Consider the following 16,332-nt stretch of genomic DNA (forward strand, 5'->3'; position numbering starts at 1 on the left):
GTTTAATGCGCAGTAACCAAAATCCATTGAAATTAATCAATATATTAGCTGATGGACAGTTTCACTCTGGTGAAGAACTTGCCAACCAATTTGGAATAACGCGAGCTGGCATCAACAAATATATCAAAGTGCTACGGGAATGGGGGATCACCTTATCGTCTGTACAAGGTAAAGGTTACTGCTTAGCATCACCAATAGATCTACTTGATAAAGTCAAAATCGACAATGACTATGGCGCTGATAGTCATGTGGACGTACTGCCTATCATTGAATCAACCAACCAATATTTATTAGATAATATTGAGAAATTACAAACTGGTGACAGCTGTGTTGCCGAGTTTCAATCAAAAGCACGAGGCAGGCGTGGGCGACAATGGTTTGCACCATTTGGCAGTAATCTCTATTTCTCAATGTATTGGCGACTTGAACAGGGCATCGCAGCAGCCATGGGGCTAAGCTTAGTGGTTGGTGTTGTGATAGCCGATACTTTACGAGAAATCTCGGGGCAAGATATTAAAGTAAAATGGCCAAATGACCTCTATCTTAATGACCAAAAACTTGCAGGCATATTAGTTGAACTTGCAGGCAAAACGGGAGACTGTGCACATGTTGTTATTGGTGTTGGAGTCAACCTAATGATGAATAATCCCGATACAACTATCGTCAACCAAAAGTGGGCTAATTTAGGTAAAGTTGATCGCAATTTATTAGTAGCAAAAGTCGCGAAAAATCTAAAAGTAAAACTTCGAGACTTCGAACAACATGGACTAACACCGTTTCTTAACGATTGGCAACGGCTCGACAATTTTGTAGGGCGTCCTGTTAAATTATTAATTGGTGACGATGTGATCCGTGGCGTAGCCAAAGGTATCAATGAACAGGGTGCATTACTCTTAGAACAAAATGGCAAAACGAACGCATTTATTGGTGGCGAAATCTCATTACGAAGTGATGAGTGAAATATCTATCGGTAATTGATTAACATGAATTACCGAAAAGTACATCTTGTGATCGGGAATAAATCGGTACAATAGGTAAGCGGCAAAAAATAATGCAGCTCTAAATCCCTTTTTATCTTGACTTAACCATTTAATAAATTTCAAATTATATTGATAATCTCACCTTAAACCAGTTGTTTAAAAAAGCACCAAAAAAAATTGGTGGAATTTTTCATTTTGGTATTTTAATTAATAAACAATAGGTTATAATTAGGGTGTTCCCTATATGTATAGGGATAAACCGATTTACAGGTGTAGCTAAACCGCTAAAAGATAGTGTTCCCTATATGCATAGGGATAAACCAGCGTATTGGTAGATTTCAGATTGCTAAAAAGTTAAGTCGCAGTTTGCAATTAATCTAATATTTACAGTTATTTAAGCTACATTCTCAATTGCAACAGAGAAACAAAGTGATATTGTGAAAGAACCCAATTATCAATTTCAAATAAACGGTAAGCAAACAGCATTTGCTAAATTAATTGATAACAAGGATAGCAAAAAGAGATTTGTTCGAAGTAGATTAATCAATTGTTTAAATTAAAATAAAGCCGAAAAAGAAGTTAAGATTATAAAGCAAGATGGTAAGCTTGTGATTAATAATAAAATTAATGCTATAAGCTTATCATGGATTGAAATTTAAAGCCAACATGAGTAGCTTATAAAGCTATTAATTCCAGCTTGCGTTACCAACTCTATTTTTTGAGACCACTGCTTTGTGAGAGTTTTGACAATTTAAGCTATCACCATCAATTTCACCGTTCTCACATTTTTTACGATATTTATCTAGTAGTTCTTTATCATTTTTAAAATCTTCTACAGTATAGGTCTTTTCATTACATCCAAATAAAAACAAAGCAGTAATTAATATTAATATCTTTTTCATATAAAATCCTTGCAATAATTGGTTAATATTAGATTAATTTTTTATAGTAGTTTTACTAAAAATTCATTTACAGCTAAACGAAGTAAATCAGATATTATTTTTAAATGCAACTTTGCTCGTTTATTTTTTTCAATATATTCTAATTCTTCATATTTATTTTCATCATTCGCTTTTTGATTATCTGTAATATCTATGAAAATGAGCGAGTTTTTAATGATCTGCAAGTCATGGAAGGGGAAGCGCTGAAATTAATGAATAAATCAAAATAACCACCTAAGGGTGGTTTTTATTGTGAAAATTTCATAAATTTCATACTATGAGACCAAATTATTTATAGGAGATGGTATGAAAAAGATTTTACTGGTTGGCTCTATTTTGATTTCAATAATAGCAATTATCATAGCGATTATAGTTTATAATCATGTTTCTATTAGAATCAGTGACAATGAAGTTCTATTTTATAAATCATCTCAATTTTGTTCATCGTTAATTCAGCAAGACATGAAATCACCCGCATCTTATCAAGTACAAGAAATTAATGTGATATATAAAAAAGGGTCGGATGATGAATTAAAGGAAAGAATACCAAAGAAAAATTATAATTTGTTTAAATTGGATTATGAGCAGGGTAAATTGAGTTTATATAATTTTTATACGCTTATAAAATACAGTGCGAAAAACTCTTTTGACGTTAAATTGGAAAATTATGCTTTATGTGAATTTTCCGTGATTCATGCAAAGAATTATGGTTTTTATTCACCTAGATTAGATGCTTTAACTATTGGTCATGAAAGACATGTTGGCGCTGATTTGCTTATATTGTTCCCAAAATCAATCAACCCACCCGAGTTAAATAAATTTAGTTTTTGGGAAAAGTTAACTTATTTGTTCGACAAAAACAACTTTTCGATTATTAGTGAATAGTTATTATATAAAATTACAAAACCCGCTTATGCGGGTTTTTTATTGCCTCAACCTTTTAAATAACATACCATTGTCTAAAAATTAAGGAGAATAGTATGAAAAAGTTAATATTAATGAGTCTAGTTAGTATAGCTTTATTTGGGTGCGAAGAAAAAAAAGTAACTGAGGAGATGCTTATTGGGGATTGGGAGTGCGATTTTGCACAGCAAGTTGCTAAGTGGAAAGATGGCGCTTTTCAGGAGTACGGTGAGATAGAAAGAGATAAAGGTCCAATAAAATATTTTATGAAAGATAATGTTCTGTATTTTAATTTTGGGCTTCCGACGTCTTATCCATTTAAGCTAAATTCCTATTATGACCAATCAGAAATTATTAATCAACTAGATAACCATAAGATAAAATCGAAAAAATCTATAACATACATTTCTCCTGATAAATATAAAGTTATTGATGTCATGGAGGATATTTATACTAATGATAGCGATAGCAGTGAAAATAATAAAACAAAGACCGAATATGTTTGCGAACGAGTGAAACTATAAAAATTACATACTTATTGACTACCAAAGCAATTTAATCAAACCCTCATAGAGGGTTTTTATTATAAATCTAGTAGTTCAGGCTTAATATGTAGTGCTTCAGCAATTTTAATCCGCGTTGTTTTTCTTAACTTTTGGCTTTTTTCATATTGAGAATATGCTGACTGGCTAATACCGATTCTATTTGCCACTTCAACTTGAGATAAATTCAAATATTCACGCCACGCCTGAGCTGGCGAATAGTTATTATCAAAAACCATGTTCACAACATCGCTTGGTACACCAGATTCAATGTCAATTGTCTTGGATTTAGATAACTCTAAATATTGATTGTATGGTAAAACCACAAATTGCGGTTGCCCTTGTTCGTTATTAATAAATTGTATATTAGTAAGTTCGGTCATCTCGTTTTTTCACCTCTTCAATAGAAACAATATAAATCTAGCCATTAAAATTAAAAACACTCGATAATTACCAACTCTTAACCTGTATTGATATTCATGGCCAGTCAATGCTTTTACATTAATACAATTTGGCATATCAGCTAAATCATTAATCTTATTATGAATTAGATTGTTGTTAGGTATTTTCCGTAACTGCTTCAATGCCTTGATTTGAAAAGCAATTTTATTCATTTTGCTTTTCTAATCAATTTTAATATAAGCATAATATAAGACTTATAAGTATTTTTAATTAAAATATAAGATTTATTTTTTCATTTCTCTCATTCAAGAAAATTTGATATCTTGAAAAATTATGGCGGAAGAAATTACATCGCTAAAACTAAAAATTGAGGTGCAATGCATCGATCGAGCTAGCAAGCAAAAAACTAGACGAGTATTCTCTATAAGTAGCGATAAACGTTTTGCATATAAACAAAAAAGGATGAGGATAGAAGGAAATTGAGATAGAAAAATAAAAAGCGGGTGAGTTAGCTTTTTTACTATTTTGGTAATCGTGAAAATCTACCAATACATTGATAAACGGTTTGTATATGAATCGCTGTGGTTAACTTCAAAGCGTTCCATTAAAATAAGGATTTACCAGAAGGGATTGCGTACAGCATCCCTTCTTTGATAGGTTTAAGAATAAAAGATAGATTACGCGATTATAAAAAGTTCGATAACTTATCCTTTAAAAAACAGTTAAAATTAGCTGTTCCCCCTTATTTTTTAACCTTAAGCAATCTTAAAGCATTGGCTGTAACAATCGCTGTGGTACCCGAATCAGCTAGTACTGCAAGCCAAAGCCCCGTAATACCAAATAAACTAGTAATTAAAAATACCAACTTAATCCCTAAAGCAATTGTAATATTTTGTTTGATATTACGATTAGCAAAGCGAGTTAACCGTATTAGTTTAGGTAAACTTAATAAACTATTTTTGGTTAAAGCGGCATCGGCTGTTTCAAGTGCAACATCCGTTCCACTACCCATAGCAATACCGACAGTTGCAGCCTTCATAGCAGGGGAATCATTAATTCCATCACCAATCATCGCAATAGATGTATGTTGACCTATTTTTTCGATTTCTGCTAGTTTATCTGCTGGCAACAACTCAGCACGATAATCTATACCTAATTGTCCTGCAATTGCTTTTGCTGCACGTTGATTGTCGCCGGTTAACATCAATGTTTGCAAACCAAGTTGCTTAAGCTCAGTTATAGCAGCTAAAGCATCACTTCGTAGCACATCTTGCAAAGCAATAATCCCCAACAACTGCTGGCTAGTTGTAACCACCACAACGGTCTTACCACCATTTTCAAGTTGAGTGATAGTTTCAGCATCTTTAGCACTTATAGCCGTTGATACGGTTTCAATCTTATTAGGAGATACAATAAAGTAAATTTGTTGAGCTAATTCACCTTGAATCCCAACGCCAGCAATCGCCTTACGATTTTGGGCTTCCTCAAAATGGATCTGTTTTTGCTTAACATAATCAACTAAAGCCTTAGCTAAAGGATGGTGTGATCCACTTTCAATCGAGGCAACAATCGCTAACAACTCCTCGCAAGAACAATGAAGATTAATGACATCAGTTACCTGTGGCTTACCTTCAGTTAATGTGCCTGTCTTATCAAACGCCACCATCTTAATTGAACCAATATGTTCAAGTGCCGCTCCGCCCTTAATCAACACACCATGTTTGGCTGCGGTTGACAAAGCCGACGTAATTACAGCGGGGGTAGATATCACTAATGCACAAGGACAACCAATTAACAACAACGTCAATCCTCGATAAATCCAAGTATACCAATCGGCACCCGTCAACAATGGTGGAATTACCACCACCAAAAACGCAAATAGCGTAATTGCAGGCGTATAATAACGACTAAACTTATCAATAAAACGCTCAATAGGTGCTTTACGATCTTCGGCATCTTCAATCAATTGCAAAATACGATCAACGGCATTTTGTCCTGATTCCGAAATCACCTTGAGTTGAATGGTATTATCCACCACTAATGACCCAGCTAAAATTTTGTCGCCACTTAAATAATTAACTGGAATCGACTCCCCGGTTAATGCGCTTTCATCAATGCTGGCTTGTTCGCTAACCAAAATAACATCAGCAGGTAAACGTCCACCAGATGAAATTTCGATAATATCATTAGGTTTTAACGTATGGCTGGCAACTGTTTTTCTTTTACCATCAATAATAATTACCGTTTCATCAGGCATCAACTCTACTAATGACGAAATTCCCTTTTTCGCCTTACTCGTTGCAAAGCCCTCGAGCATCTCACCGATCATAAATAAAAAGATCACCATGGTAGCTTCTTCAGCTGCTCCAATAAACAGCGCACCAAGAGCGGATATACTCATTAACGACTCAATTGCAAATGGAGTGCCACTACGGGTTAAAACAATCGCCTCCTTCAAAATGGGGATAATTCCAACAATAGCAGTCACAATAAAGGCATATTCGCCAGCAGTCTGATTCACCAACAAAATAAGATAACTTACTACAATTAAAGTACCTAAAACGGCTAAGGGAATAAATGCTTTTTTATCAAATTTATGTGAATGTTCGTGGTGATGAGAGTGGTTAGGTGAAGCCTCAAAAATCGGGGTATAACCTAATTCTACGACTTTATCTTCAATCATCTTTATTACCGCATCATCATGCTTTGGAACAAAAACGATTAACTTTTCGGTTGAAAAAATAATTTTGGTTTGATTAATATTGGGCAGTGTCTTAACACCGTTTTCGATTTTACTTGCGCAATGTGCGCAATCCATACCTTGAATTTTCCAAGTTAATTTAACGCCTTGACAACTCCGCTCAGGCTCTTCGGGAGGATCTTCAATCTCATGTCCATGTCCATGATTATGTCCATCACAAGATACTGTTGGACTTTCGTTATGAGAATCATGCATATGATTATGTGCAATATTATGACAATCTCCATGACAATGGTCGTGATTATCGTGATGGGATTGCGTAGATTTGTTATTATATAACATAACGTTACCTCTATTTGTGGATGATTTTTATTGTACGCTCAAAAAAACAAAAAGAAATATTTTTAACCCACTTTTCTAAAAAAAGTTGAGGAGCGGGGTTTTTGAGGTTATAAATTACGTTTAAACTTTATTAAATGATCCAAATCGCTAATTTTAAAAACCAGAATAAATTAATAGGATCATTAATTACATTTTTAAAGATTTGTAATTTAAATATATTTAATTAAAACAATACGTAATAATTTGGCGCTTAGATCCTTTTTAGATCATCTTTACGTAGGTTTACATAATTGAGTGAAAAAAAGTGTTGCATCGTGTTTTTCCAATCACTATACTTTTTACACGGTTTTAGCTAATAGGCTAAAATTTGACATAAAAGCATAAAATTGTAAATTAATCAAAAAATTACTTGACAGGATAGTCTAAAATGCAATATAATTTTCAACAGCCAACAGCCAACAGCCAACCTGCCAAACCTATCTTTTAAATTCGTCTAAGTCCAGCTACCAGCTTAAATTTTTCACTGAAACTTATTTTTCCACGCAATCAAGTGAAATTCTGCGAATTTTCGCGCGATCGCTTCCGCGATCCTTTTTCAGATCCTATTTTCGATCCTTTCCCCAATTATCCCGGCAGGTTGTTTTTTTTGTGGCATTTTTTCTTGCTTTTTCGTGTCACGCATTGACATCAAAGACAACTAGGAATGCGATACAAGGTAGTGCACCTTATCTGACTTTCGACGGTGGTCGTACTCGTGCAGTTGATGCTAACGGTCTGCTTGGGATTACTTTATCTAACGGGACTAAATACACGCCTTCAACCAATACTTCATCTTATTCAAGACCTATCGTCTTGCCTGTTACAGGTCAGAGTTTTGCAGATATAGGCATGTTGGTTCCTACTGATACTAATTCAGTCGCTTTAAGTTCTCTTATCGGTCCTCCTAATAATTATTGGGGAGATGATGATGGTGATTCTGGTGTTACTGCTACAGGTAGTTTAAGTTTATCTATCGTTGATAATAACAATCAACCAGTGTCACGTGATACAGTGTTAACGACATGTAATGATTCTGCACCTTATCGTGTTACATTATCCAGTACTAACGGCACATTAACTACTCGTTACGGGGTTCCTAATAGTAGTAATTTCAGTGCAAGCCATGTGACTTATTACGTTAATCCTAAGCCTGGTACTTCAGTTTGTGCTAGAGTTAAATTTGCCAGACCTAATTTGACTTACGGTACAGGTCTACATGCTGGCCCGGCTTCAATGTGGGACCCGGATAATGGTTTTATCCCTCAGTCAACTTCCCCATCACGTTATGGTTCGAACTTTCCTACTACCGGTCTTCATAGATTGTACTTTGATTTACTCATTTCTGATAATAATCAGCCATTGTTTTGGTCTCCGGTATCTCGCGGTGGTATTACAGCTACAATGTCTAATTCTACCGCTACAAGCGTACGTGTTACTTTAACTGGCCCTTACGCTGATTACAACCAACGGGATTCATCCTATCCTAGTCGTGTTTCCACTCCTTCTTTGCCTCAGACCTTCGAGTTGGTCGGTCGGGATAGTCGAGGTAATATTGTTGTTAAATATGGTTTTACTTTAAAGAAGTGGTTCGTACACCGTGGTTCTAGGCAGGACAATTATTCTCCAGCCTTATCTTGGTGTAATAATATTGGTTATCGTCTTGTTAAGGTAAAGGATTTGACTAATACATCTTGTCCGACAAGCAGCGTAAACTATGAAGACTGTAGCGGTTCAGTCGGCGCTACTCCTTCTTCACCTGGTCGTTATTACATGCGTCATATAGGTGCGGGCTTTTTCACGGAGTGGGGTCGTATCGATCAGTATTCAGGCGTTAACTTTCATAGCTATTGGTACTGGACTAGTGACCTAAAATATAGTAGCCATTTCACTATTTTGTCGGACTCCGGTGGTATAAATTGGAGCCCCTACAACAGCTACAACGACGTGGTTTGCGTCTATCCTTAGCATATATTCTACGTCCTTAATTCTTAGGGTCGCAAGGGGAAAGATAATATTAAGTTACTAACAGTAAGCTACGAGTCAACGTTGCTAAGTGATAGAAAGCGATTTTGTGACTTAGCGACGTTTGAATTACACCCGCCTAGGCGGGTTTATTTTTGAGGTTTTTTCGCAAAAAAAGTTGAGGAGCGGGGTTTTTTAAGCCTTAAATCTACCATTTATTATTACATTTTTAGTATTAATGTTGGTGGATTGTTTAAAAAGCCTTTATTTAAATACGCCTATATTCCCACTAATTTTAGGGGTATAATTGATGCACTTAATTTCATGGTAAATCGGCTTTTATGACTTCTTCATTCCTTCGAAAATCGGGTGTTGTTTTTGGTGCTTTTTTAGTGGCGACCTTTATTATTGGGGTAGCTGGTGCTTTGCAATCACCTACTTTAAGTCGTTTTTTATCGTTTGAAGTTGGTGCTGACCCTCGCTTAGTAGGGGCGTTTTATTCGATTAATGCGTTAGCCAGTATTATTGGTAGTTATCTGTTAGCTAAGTATTCAGACAATAAGGGTGATAGGCGTAAGATTGTTATTTTTTGTTGTTTGATGGGGCTGGCAAATAGTCTGACTTTTGCTTTTTCACGCAACTATTATGTCTTAATTACGTTAGGCGTATTTTTTGCTGCGTTAGCGTCCGCCGCGATGCCACAGATTTTTGCTATGGCGCGTGAGTATGCAGAAAAGAGTGGACGTAATGCGGTTGCCTTTAATTCCCTTATTCGTGCACAGTTATCATTAGCGTGGGTGATTGGACCACCATTATCTTTTGCGTTGGCGATCAAATACGGTTTTACCATCATGTATTTGTGTGCTATGTCGATGTTTATTATTTCGATGATTGTGGTAGCAATCTATTTACCACCCATTGAAAAAAAGGTTATCAGTTCGTTTACTGCTAATGAGTTAGCGGTGGCAAACCAATCGATTTTTACTAATCGTAATGTCATGTGTTTGCTAATTTCTACCATTTTTATGTGGACTGCTAATATGATGTATATCATTGATATGCCAATCTATGTAGAAACGGTTCTGCACTTATCTGATTCATTACCTGGTGGTTTGATGGGGTTAGCGGCAGGGATTGAAATTCCTATTATGATTATTGCGGGTTATTTGGTCCCTGTGTTTGGTAAGCGCAATCTATTTTTTATCGCTATAATTTGCGGAATTTTATTTTATATTGGGATGATTCTGTTTAAAGATTCAACCATGTTATATGTGTTGCAACTTTTTAACGGGCTGTTTATTGGGATTGTTGCTAATATTGGTATTATCTATTTCCAAGATTTGTTACCAACTCGTATGGGCGTGGCTTCAACTTTATTTAATAATGGTATTATTTGTAGTGTCATTTTAGCTGGCATTATTCAAGGTTTTGTTTCACAAGCTTATGGGCATGAAGTGATTTATTGGATTGGTTTAGTGATGGTGACGATTTCGTTTTTATTCTGTGCTTTAGTGAAGAAATAATTTATTTACGTCTTCCTCAGTGATTTAGGAAGACGTATAGACAATATCTAAGTTTTATACTTTAAACGTTGCTTTTATTTGTTGATATAACGCGTAATTAGTACGTTCATAATTTAACGGTGTAATAGCAATATAACCATCATTAGCCGCATCAAGCTCTTTGTCGATATCATCCCTTACACTTTGGTTACGTTTAGCTCTAAACCAAAAGTAGTCATGACCTTCTGGATCTTGAGTTTCTGCTAAAACAAATTGGCTTATATCAGGCTCGCCCTGTTTTGTGATTTTTATCCCTTTTATTTGATCGGCTTGGCAATTAGGGAAGTTGATATTGAAGCAAGTCTTATCTGAAAGGGGATAGAGTTGTCTGATTATCGATTCAGCAAGATGAGTTGAACAGTGCCAATTGGTTGGTATGTTATCTTCACTGCTGACTTGACTTAGCGCCATGGCCGGCACGCCTAGCGTCATTGCCATCATTGCTGCCCCCACTGTGCCCGATAATATTGTTTCAAATCCCAAATTAGATCCATTATTAATCCCTGACAGAACGAGATCGGGGAGTTGATTGGCCATTACCGATTTTATAGCAAATAGTGAGCAGTCAGCAGGGGTGCCGTAGACTGCGTATTCTGTATTGCTCCGCTTTTGAACGCGAAATGGCGACTTTAAACTAACTGAACAAGAAACCCCACTTTGATCAACAACAGGTGCGACAACCCAAACTTCGTTGGCTATGTTTTCAGCCACGCTTTTTAAAATCTGAATTCCAGGCGCATCAATGCCATCATCATTGACTAAAAGTACTCGGTTGACTAATTTTTTTGACATGTTGGTTCCTTTTTTATATTTCCTTATTGAATAAATGTATTGCACTGATCCATCGACCCACTGTCATAACCACGTTTAAACCATGTATAGCGTTGTTTTGATGTACCATGAGTAAAGCTATCAGGAACAATATAACCATTATTTTCTTGTTGTAGGCGATCATCGCCAATTGCTTGCACAGTATTTAGGGCTTGCTCAATATCGCCCCTGTCTAAAATATTTTTCACGCCATTGCCCCATAATCCCGCATAACAGTCAGCTTGTAATTCAAGTTTGACCGAGAGTTGGTTACGGATTAGTGCAGATTGATTTTGCGATAATTGTTCAACTTTATTAAATGTGCCAAGTAAATTTTGTACATGGTGCCCAACTTCGTGTGCAATCACATAACCTTGTGCAAAGTCACCTCCGCCACCTAGGCGTCTTTTCATCTCTTGATAAAATGATAAGTCCAGATAAACCGTTTTATCGAGATTGCAATAGAATGGTCCCATCATAGCTTGCCCGGTGCCACACATGGTTTGGGTTGCTCCGTTATAGAGTACAAGTTTAGGGGGAATATAGGTTTTGCCTAATTTTTGGAATTGTTCGCGCCAGAAATCTTCGGTACTTGCTAATATTACTGAAGTAAATTTATCTGCGTCGTTAGGTAGGGTGTTGTCAATCTGGCTTGTTGATGTGGAATCATCCAAATCAATCACATTGCTGTCGAGCAAACCAGTTAAATCAACGCCATAGTAGCCTGCCACTAAGACAACAACAAATAAAACAATTTTACCTTTACCACCAATTGGGATGCGTGTCCCAATATCACTTCCTGATTGTGAGCGGTGATCTTCAATGTTATCACTCTCTCTTTGGTCTCTCCATCTCATAGGGAATACCTCATCAGTTTTGGTAACATCATTCTAAAGGATAATAGATGAGGTTACTAGCACTAGTTATCATAACAAGAGGATGTGATAAATGGGTTATTTTTGCTTTTTTTAGGTATATAATTCTTACCTAATATTGCATCAATTGAATCAGTAAAATTGGTGTGATTAAATTTAAAACCTCATCTGACTCGCATAATTTGATTTAGTTTATCTTTGGCATGGTAGCCCGGTTATTTATTTTTATATTAATGAATTTTAAAGGCGGTACTTCATGGCGCAATCGAATAAAAAACCTTTGGAGATTGATGATATCCCTATCATTAATGACAATCAGTTAAAAAAAGCCACTTGGGCATCGGCGTTTAGTAATGCTATTGAATGGTATGATTTTGGGGTGTACAGTTTTTTGGCGTATATTATTGGGCAGGTGTTTTTTCCTCATGTTTCGCCTAGCGTGCAGATTATTGCTGCATTATCGACTTTTTCTATTCCTTTTTTTGTTCGCCCTTTAGGTGGGATTATTTTTGGTTTAATTGGTGACAATATTGGTCGCCAAAAAGTGCTATCTATCACTTTAGTGATAATGTCGTTAAGCACATTTTGCATTGGGTTGATTCCAACTTATGAAACGATTGGTATTACTTCGCCTGTATTGCTGTTGATTGTTAAATTAGCCCAAGGGTTTTCAATCGGTGGGGAATACTCTGGCTCAGCAACGGTAGTTGCCGAATATTCGCCCGATCGTAAACGTGGTTTTATTGGTGGTTGGCTTGATTTTGGTTCAATGGTGGGTTTTATAATTGGTGCAGGGCTAGTGGTGTTTTTATCAATGTTACTCAGTCAATCGGCGCTATTTAGTTGGGGCTGGCGAATTCCGTTTTTAATTGCTTTACCGCTTGGGATCATTAGCTTTATCCTACATCATATTTCAGAAGAGACGCCAACTTTCCAACAACACCTTGAAGCCAGAGAATCGCAAGAGAAGGCTGAATCAACACTAAAAAAAGTGGTCGGTAAATATTGGCAGCATATTTTAATTTGTGCAGGGTTGGTTATTGTAACAAATGTCTCGTTTTATCTATTGCTAACGTATATGCCTAGCTATTTAGCGCATAATTTGAATTATAATACTGAACAAGGTTTGCTTATTATAATTGCGATTATGGTTGGCATGTTAATTATACAACCTATTATTGGGTTATTAAGTGATAAGGTGGGTCGTAGACCTTTTATTTTGATCGGAAGTATTGGTTTATTGCTATTATCTTATCCTGCATTTATGTTAATTAATAGCCAGCAAATACCTTTGGTTTTTTTGGGCGTATTCATTTTGGCCCTGTTTATCAACTGTTTTACTGGGATCATTACCTCAATATTACCAGCAATGTTTCCAACTAATATTCGCTATAGCGCTATTGCAAGCATTTTCAATGTTGCCATTATTATTGCCGGGGTAACACCAACATTTGTGGCATGGCTTGTTGAATCAACTGGTAATTTATATATGCCCGCTTACAATTTAATGTTAGCAGGATTCATTGGTGTGATTACTGGGCTTGCTATGCATGAAACTGCAAATAAACCTTTACACGGCACTAATCCAACCGCAGCCAATCGAGACGAAGCGCAATCACTTCTATCTGAACACTTTGATTCCATTGAAGAGGAAGTTGAAGATATTGATGAGCAGCTCGAGGAGCTACAAAATAAGCGACAAGAACTTGTCGATCAACATCCTAAATTGGATTAGTTAACTTTTTCCATCGCTTAAAATTCGTTTATAAAAGTTGAGGAAAGGGGGCTAAAGCTATCAAGCGCCCAACGTTTTACTCACTATTGGCTAAAATTGTTTAATATAAAATTATATTTTATACTGGATCGGTTTTTTTACTTAGTAACGGCAAAGGAATGTTTAAAGTCACTTTTGAGCAATTTATTTATTTAAGGATTGTGGAATTAATCTTCGTATTGTTTTTTATAATGATTAATATACTCAATACTTTTGATGCCTATTTAAAAAAAAGAGAAAGCCAAAAGCGAAAGACGCCGAAAAAAATATTCAAAACCGATGTTCCATTAATTAAGTCTGTACAAGAATTTAAAAAATTAAAAAAGAGTAAATGTCGCAAATTTAGTTTTATGTGGAATTGTTTTTATCGGATAAAGGATTTTTTTAGAAAAAAAAGTTGAGGAGTGGGGTTTTTGGAATATTAACATCGCTCATTTTTATATCTTTTCTAATATCAATCTGTGGTTATTTGATATAATTTTTTATACTAAACAAGTTTATTTTAACTGCCTATTCATCGTATTTTCCTAAGCGTTTTGTTAAATTTTAATATAAAAACAGTAACTTCTTCGTCAGCAAAATAGGTTAACTATTTTTTGCTTTTTTTTGATTATTTTTAGCTTTTTGTGTCAGTTTTGATATTTAGCGCTATAAAGTTTACTCCCCTCTTTTCAATAGATTATATTGGTTATAATATATCCAAAATTGGTTGAGTTTACTTATAATAATTCAAGGAAGGGAACATAAAATGGTTGCAAATAGTACATCAGATCTGGTTGCAAAATTAAAAAATATTGTTGGTGATAAATATACCTTAACTGATCCAAATCGGACTTTACCTTATCGCCAAGGTGCACGTTTTGGGGTGGGGGATGCATTAGCTGTCGTTATTCCCGGCACACTTTTAGAACAGTGGGAAGTTTTAAAAGCTTGTGTTGAGGCGGATGTGATTGTCATTACACAGTCTGCCAATACGGGGTTAACTGGTGGTTCTACTCCTGATGGTAATGATTATGACCGGCCAATAGTCATTGTTAGTACTCGTCGATTAGATGGGATTCAAGTGATTGAAAATGGTGATCAGGTGGTCTGTTTACCGGGTAGTACGTTATTCCATTTAGAAAAAGAGTTAAAAAAATATCACCGTGGTCCTCATTCTGTGATTGGCTCGTCTTGTATAGGTGCTTCGGTTTTAGGTGGTGTTTGCAACAATTCCGGCGGTGCTTTGATTCAACGTGGTCCTGCTTATACGCAAATGGCGGTATTTGCCCAGTTAGATGAGCAAGGTCAGCTACATTTAGTCAACCATTTAGGGATTGAATTAGGTGATACGCCAGAAGCAATTTTAGAAAATTTACAAAAACGTGCTTATACCGATAACGATGTTAACCCTAATGCAGGTTTAGGCCATGATCACCATTATTGTGATCATGTTCGACAAATCGATGCTGATACACCTGCTCGATATAATGCCGATCCAAGTCGTCATTATGAAGCGTCAGGTAGTGCTGGTCGATTGATGGTTTTTGCGGTGCGGTTAGATACTTTTCCTTTAGAAGAAAAGACCGCGGTATTTTATATTGGAACTAATGATACCAACGAACTGGATGATATTCGTCGTCATATTTTAGGAACTTTTAAGCATCTGCCAATTTCAGGTGAATATATTCATCGTGATGCGTTTGATATTGCAGCGGTATATGGCAAACATCTATTTTTAGCTATTCAGAAATTGGGTACCGATACGATCCCTCGTTTGTATGCATTTAAGAATGTTGTCGATCGTATTGTGAGAAAAATTCCTTTCTTCCCTAACAGTTTTTCTGATTGGTTTGCGGTGAATGTGTGTAAGTTGTTACCTAAGCATTTGCCAAAATCGATGCGTGATTATCGTGATCGCTATGAGCATCATCTCATTTTGAAAATGTCTGATGACGGCATTGCCGAAGCTGAGGCATTTTTGAAGGAGTATTTTGCAGATAGTGAGAAACGTAGTGGTAGTTATTTCCGTTGTGATGATAAGGAAGCTGAGGCCGCTATGTTACACCGCTTTGCAACAGCGGGTGCTGCTACGGTTTATCGTAATGTTCATACTAAGACTGTTGAGGATTTGGTCGCTCTAGATATTGCTTTGCGTCGTAATGATAAGGAGTGGTTCGAAACGTTACCAGAAAGTATTAGTCAGCATTTTATTCATAAGCTTTATTATGGCCACTTTTTCTGTTCAGTGTTCCATCAAGACTATTTGGCTAAAAAAGGGACTGACTGTACTAAGATGAAAGAGGAGATGTTGGCGATACTCGATCAGCGTGGAGCACAATATCCGGCCGAACATAATGTTGGTCATTTGTATCATGCTAATTCTGATTTGAAAAATTTCTATCACGAGTTAGATCCAACTAATAGCTTTAATCCGGGTATTGGTAAAACATCTAAAAAGAAATTTTGGAAATGATTTAGAAACTAAACTGAACATTAAAACCGCCATTATTGAATTAA

12 protein-coding genes are annotated in these 16,332 nt (G+C 36.0%); 7 read left to right on the forward strand and 5 right to left on the reverse strand.

Annotated elements, in window-relative coordinates; genetic code table 11:
- The first annotated feature begins 5 nt into the window (after positions 1–5).
- Positions 6–959, forward strand: coding sequence for a bifunctional biotin--[acetyl-CoA-carboxylase] ligase/biotin operon repressor BirA (gene birA, locus A9G07_RS01970; RefSeq protein WP_065733813.1), 954 nt, complete (start codon positions 6–8; stop codon positions 957–959).
- A 707-nt stretch (positions 960–1,666) separates the two neighbouring features.
- Here birA and A9G07_RS01975 read toward each other — a convergent pair.
- Positions 1,667–1,882: an EexN family lipoprotein gene (locus A9G07_RS01975; RefSeq protein WP_065733814.1), complete on the reverse strand. Its 216-nt coding sequence runs from the start codon at positions 1,880–1,882 to the stop codon at positions 1,667–1,669.
- Positions 1,883–2,227: 345 nt separating this feature from the next.
- On the opposite strand from A9G07_RS01975, the gene A9G07_RS01980 reads away from it, so the two are divergent.
- Both A9G07_RS01980 and A9G07_RS01985 read left to right on the forward strand, forming a co-directional pair.
- Positions 2,228–2,806, forward strand: coding sequence for a hypothetical protein (locus A9G07_RS01980; RefSeq protein WP_065733815.1), 579 nt, complete (start codon positions 2,228–2,230; stop codon positions 2,804–2,806).
- A 95-nt stretch (positions 2,807–2,901) separates the two neighbouring features.
- A complete protein-coding gene (locus tag A9G07_RS01985; RefSeq protein ID WP_065733816.1) occupies positions 2,902–3,348 on the forward strand; it encodes a hypothetical protein in 447 nt (148 codons plus the stop codon).
- A gap of 59 nt (positions 3,349–3,407) precedes the next feature.
- On the opposite strand, the gene A9G07_RS01990 is transcribed toward A9G07_RS01985, so the two are convergent.
- Complete coding sequence (locus A9G07_RS01990; protein ID WP_065733817.1) at positions 3,408–3,749, reverse strand: helix-turn-helix domain-containing protein; 342 nt, start codon at positions 3,747–3,749, stop codon at positions 3,408–3,410.
- Between the two features lie 761 nt (positions 3,750–4,510).
- On the reverse strand, positions 4,511–6,811 hold the full coding sequence (locus A9G07_RS02000) for a zinc/cadmium/mercury/lead-transporting ATPase (RefSeq protein ID WP_065733818.1): 2,301 nt from the start codon (positions 6,809–6,811) through the stop codon (positions 4,511–4,513).
- Between the two features lie 648 nt (positions 6,812–7,459).
- Between A9G07_RS02000 and A9G07_RS02005 the strand changes: the two genes are divergently transcribed.
- Positions 7,460–8,815 (forward strand): hypothetical protein, encoded by a 1,356-nt coding sequence (locus A9G07_RS02005; RefSeq protein WP_141677450.1) that lies wholly within the window; start codon positions 7,460–7,462, stop codon positions 8,813–8,815.
- Positions 8,816–9,153: 338 nt separating this feature from the next.
- The gene (locus tag A9G07_RS02010; RefSeq protein WP_065733820.1) at positions 9,154–10,335 is read left to right on the forward strand and encodes an MFS transporter; all 1,182 of its coding nucleotides are present in this window, start codon (positions 9,154–9,156) and stop codon (positions 10,333–10,335) included.
- Positions 10,336–10,389: 54 nt separating this feature from the next.
- On the opposite strand, the gene surE is transcribed toward A9G07_RS02010, so the two are convergent.
- Positions 10,390–11,166 carry a 5'/3'-nucleotidase SurE gene (surE, locus tag A9G07_RS02015; protein ID WP_065733821.1) on the reverse strand — a complete coding sequence of 259 codons (777 nt, stop codon included), beginning with the start codon at positions 11,164–11,166 and terminating at the stop codon, positions 10,390–10,392.
- A 23-nt stretch (positions 11,167–11,189) separates the two neighbouring features.
- On the reverse strand, positions 11,190–12,041 hold the full coding sequence (ypfJ, locus tag A9G07_RS02020) for a KPN_02809 family neutral zinc metallopeptidase (protein ID WP_065733822.1): 852 nt from the start codon (positions 12,039–12,041) through the stop codon (positions 11,190–11,192).
- 274 nt (positions 12,042–12,315) lie between these two features.
- Here ypfJ and proP point away from each other — a divergent pair, with 274 nt between their 5' ends.
- Together proP and dld are read left to right on the forward strand one after the other, a co-directional pair.
- Positions 12,316–13,794 (forward strand): glycine betaine/L-proline transporter ProP, encoded by a 1,479-nt coding sequence (proP, locus tag A9G07_RS02025; protein ID WP_065733823.1) that lies wholly within the window; start codon positions 12,316–12,318, stop codon positions 13,792–13,794.
- A 787-nt stretch (positions 13,795–14,581) separates the two neighbouring features.
- A complete protein-coding gene (gene dld, locus A9G07_RS02035) occupies positions 14,582–16,288 on the forward strand; it encodes a D-lactate dehydrogenase (RefSeq protein WP_065733825.1) in 1,707 nt (568 codons plus the stop codon).
- The last annotated feature ends 44 nt before the right edge of the window (positions 16,289–16,332 follow it).

The sequence above is a fragment of the Gilliamella sp. wkB72 genome (assembly GCF_001693745.1).
Taxonomy (GTDB): domain Bacteria; phylum Pseudomonadota; class Gammaproteobacteria; order Enterobacterales; family Orbaceae; genus Gilliamella; species Gilliamella apicola_E.

What these genes read in the sequence shown, in the direction of transcription:
- A9G07_RS01990 (WP_065733817.1), bottom strand. Translation starts at nt 3,749, where the DNA reads ATGACCGAACTTACTAATATACAATTTATTAATAACGAACAAGGGCAA.
- birA (WP_065733813.1), top strand. Translation starts at nt 6, where the DNA reads ATGCGCAGTAACCAAAATCCATTGAAATTAATCAATATATTAGCTGAT.
- A9G07_RS01975 (WP_065733814.1), bottom strand. Translation starts at nt 1,882, where the DNA reads ATGAAAAAGATATTAATATTAATTACTGCTTTGTTTTTATTTGGATGT.
- ypfJ (WP_065733822.1), bottom strand. Translation starts at nt 12,041, where the DNA reads ATGAGATGGAGAGACCAAAGAGAGAGTGATAACATTGAAGATCACCGC.
- A9G07_RS02010 (WP_065733820.1), top strand. Translation starts at nt 9,154, where the DNA reads ATGACTTCTTCATTCCTTCGAAAATCGGGTGTTGTTTTTGGTGCTTTT.
- A9G07_RS02000 (WP_065733818.1), bottom strand. Translation starts at nt 6,811, where the DNA reads ATGTTATATAATAACAAATCTACGCAATCCCATCACGATAATCACGAC.
- A9G07_RS01980 (WP_065733815.1), top strand. Translation starts at nt 2,228, where the DNA reads ATGAAAAAGATTTTACTGGTTGGCTCTATTTTGATTTCAATAATAGCA.
- surE (WP_065733821.1), bottom strand. Translation starts at nt 11,166, where the DNA reads ATGTCAAAAAAATTAGTCAACCGAGTACTTTTAGTCAATGATGATGGC.
- dld (WP_065733825.1), top strand. Translation starts at nt 14,582, where the DNA reads ATGGTTGCAAATAGTACATCAGATCTGGTTGCAAAATTAAAAAATATT.
- proP (WP_065733823.1), top strand. Translation starts at nt 12,316, where the DNA reads ATGGCGCAATCGAATAAAAAACCTTTGGAGATTGATGATATCCCTATC.
- A9G07_RS01985 (WP_065733816.1), top strand. Translation starts at nt 2,902, where the DNA reads ATGAAAAAGTTAATATTAATGAGTCTAGTTAGTATAGCTTTATTTGGG.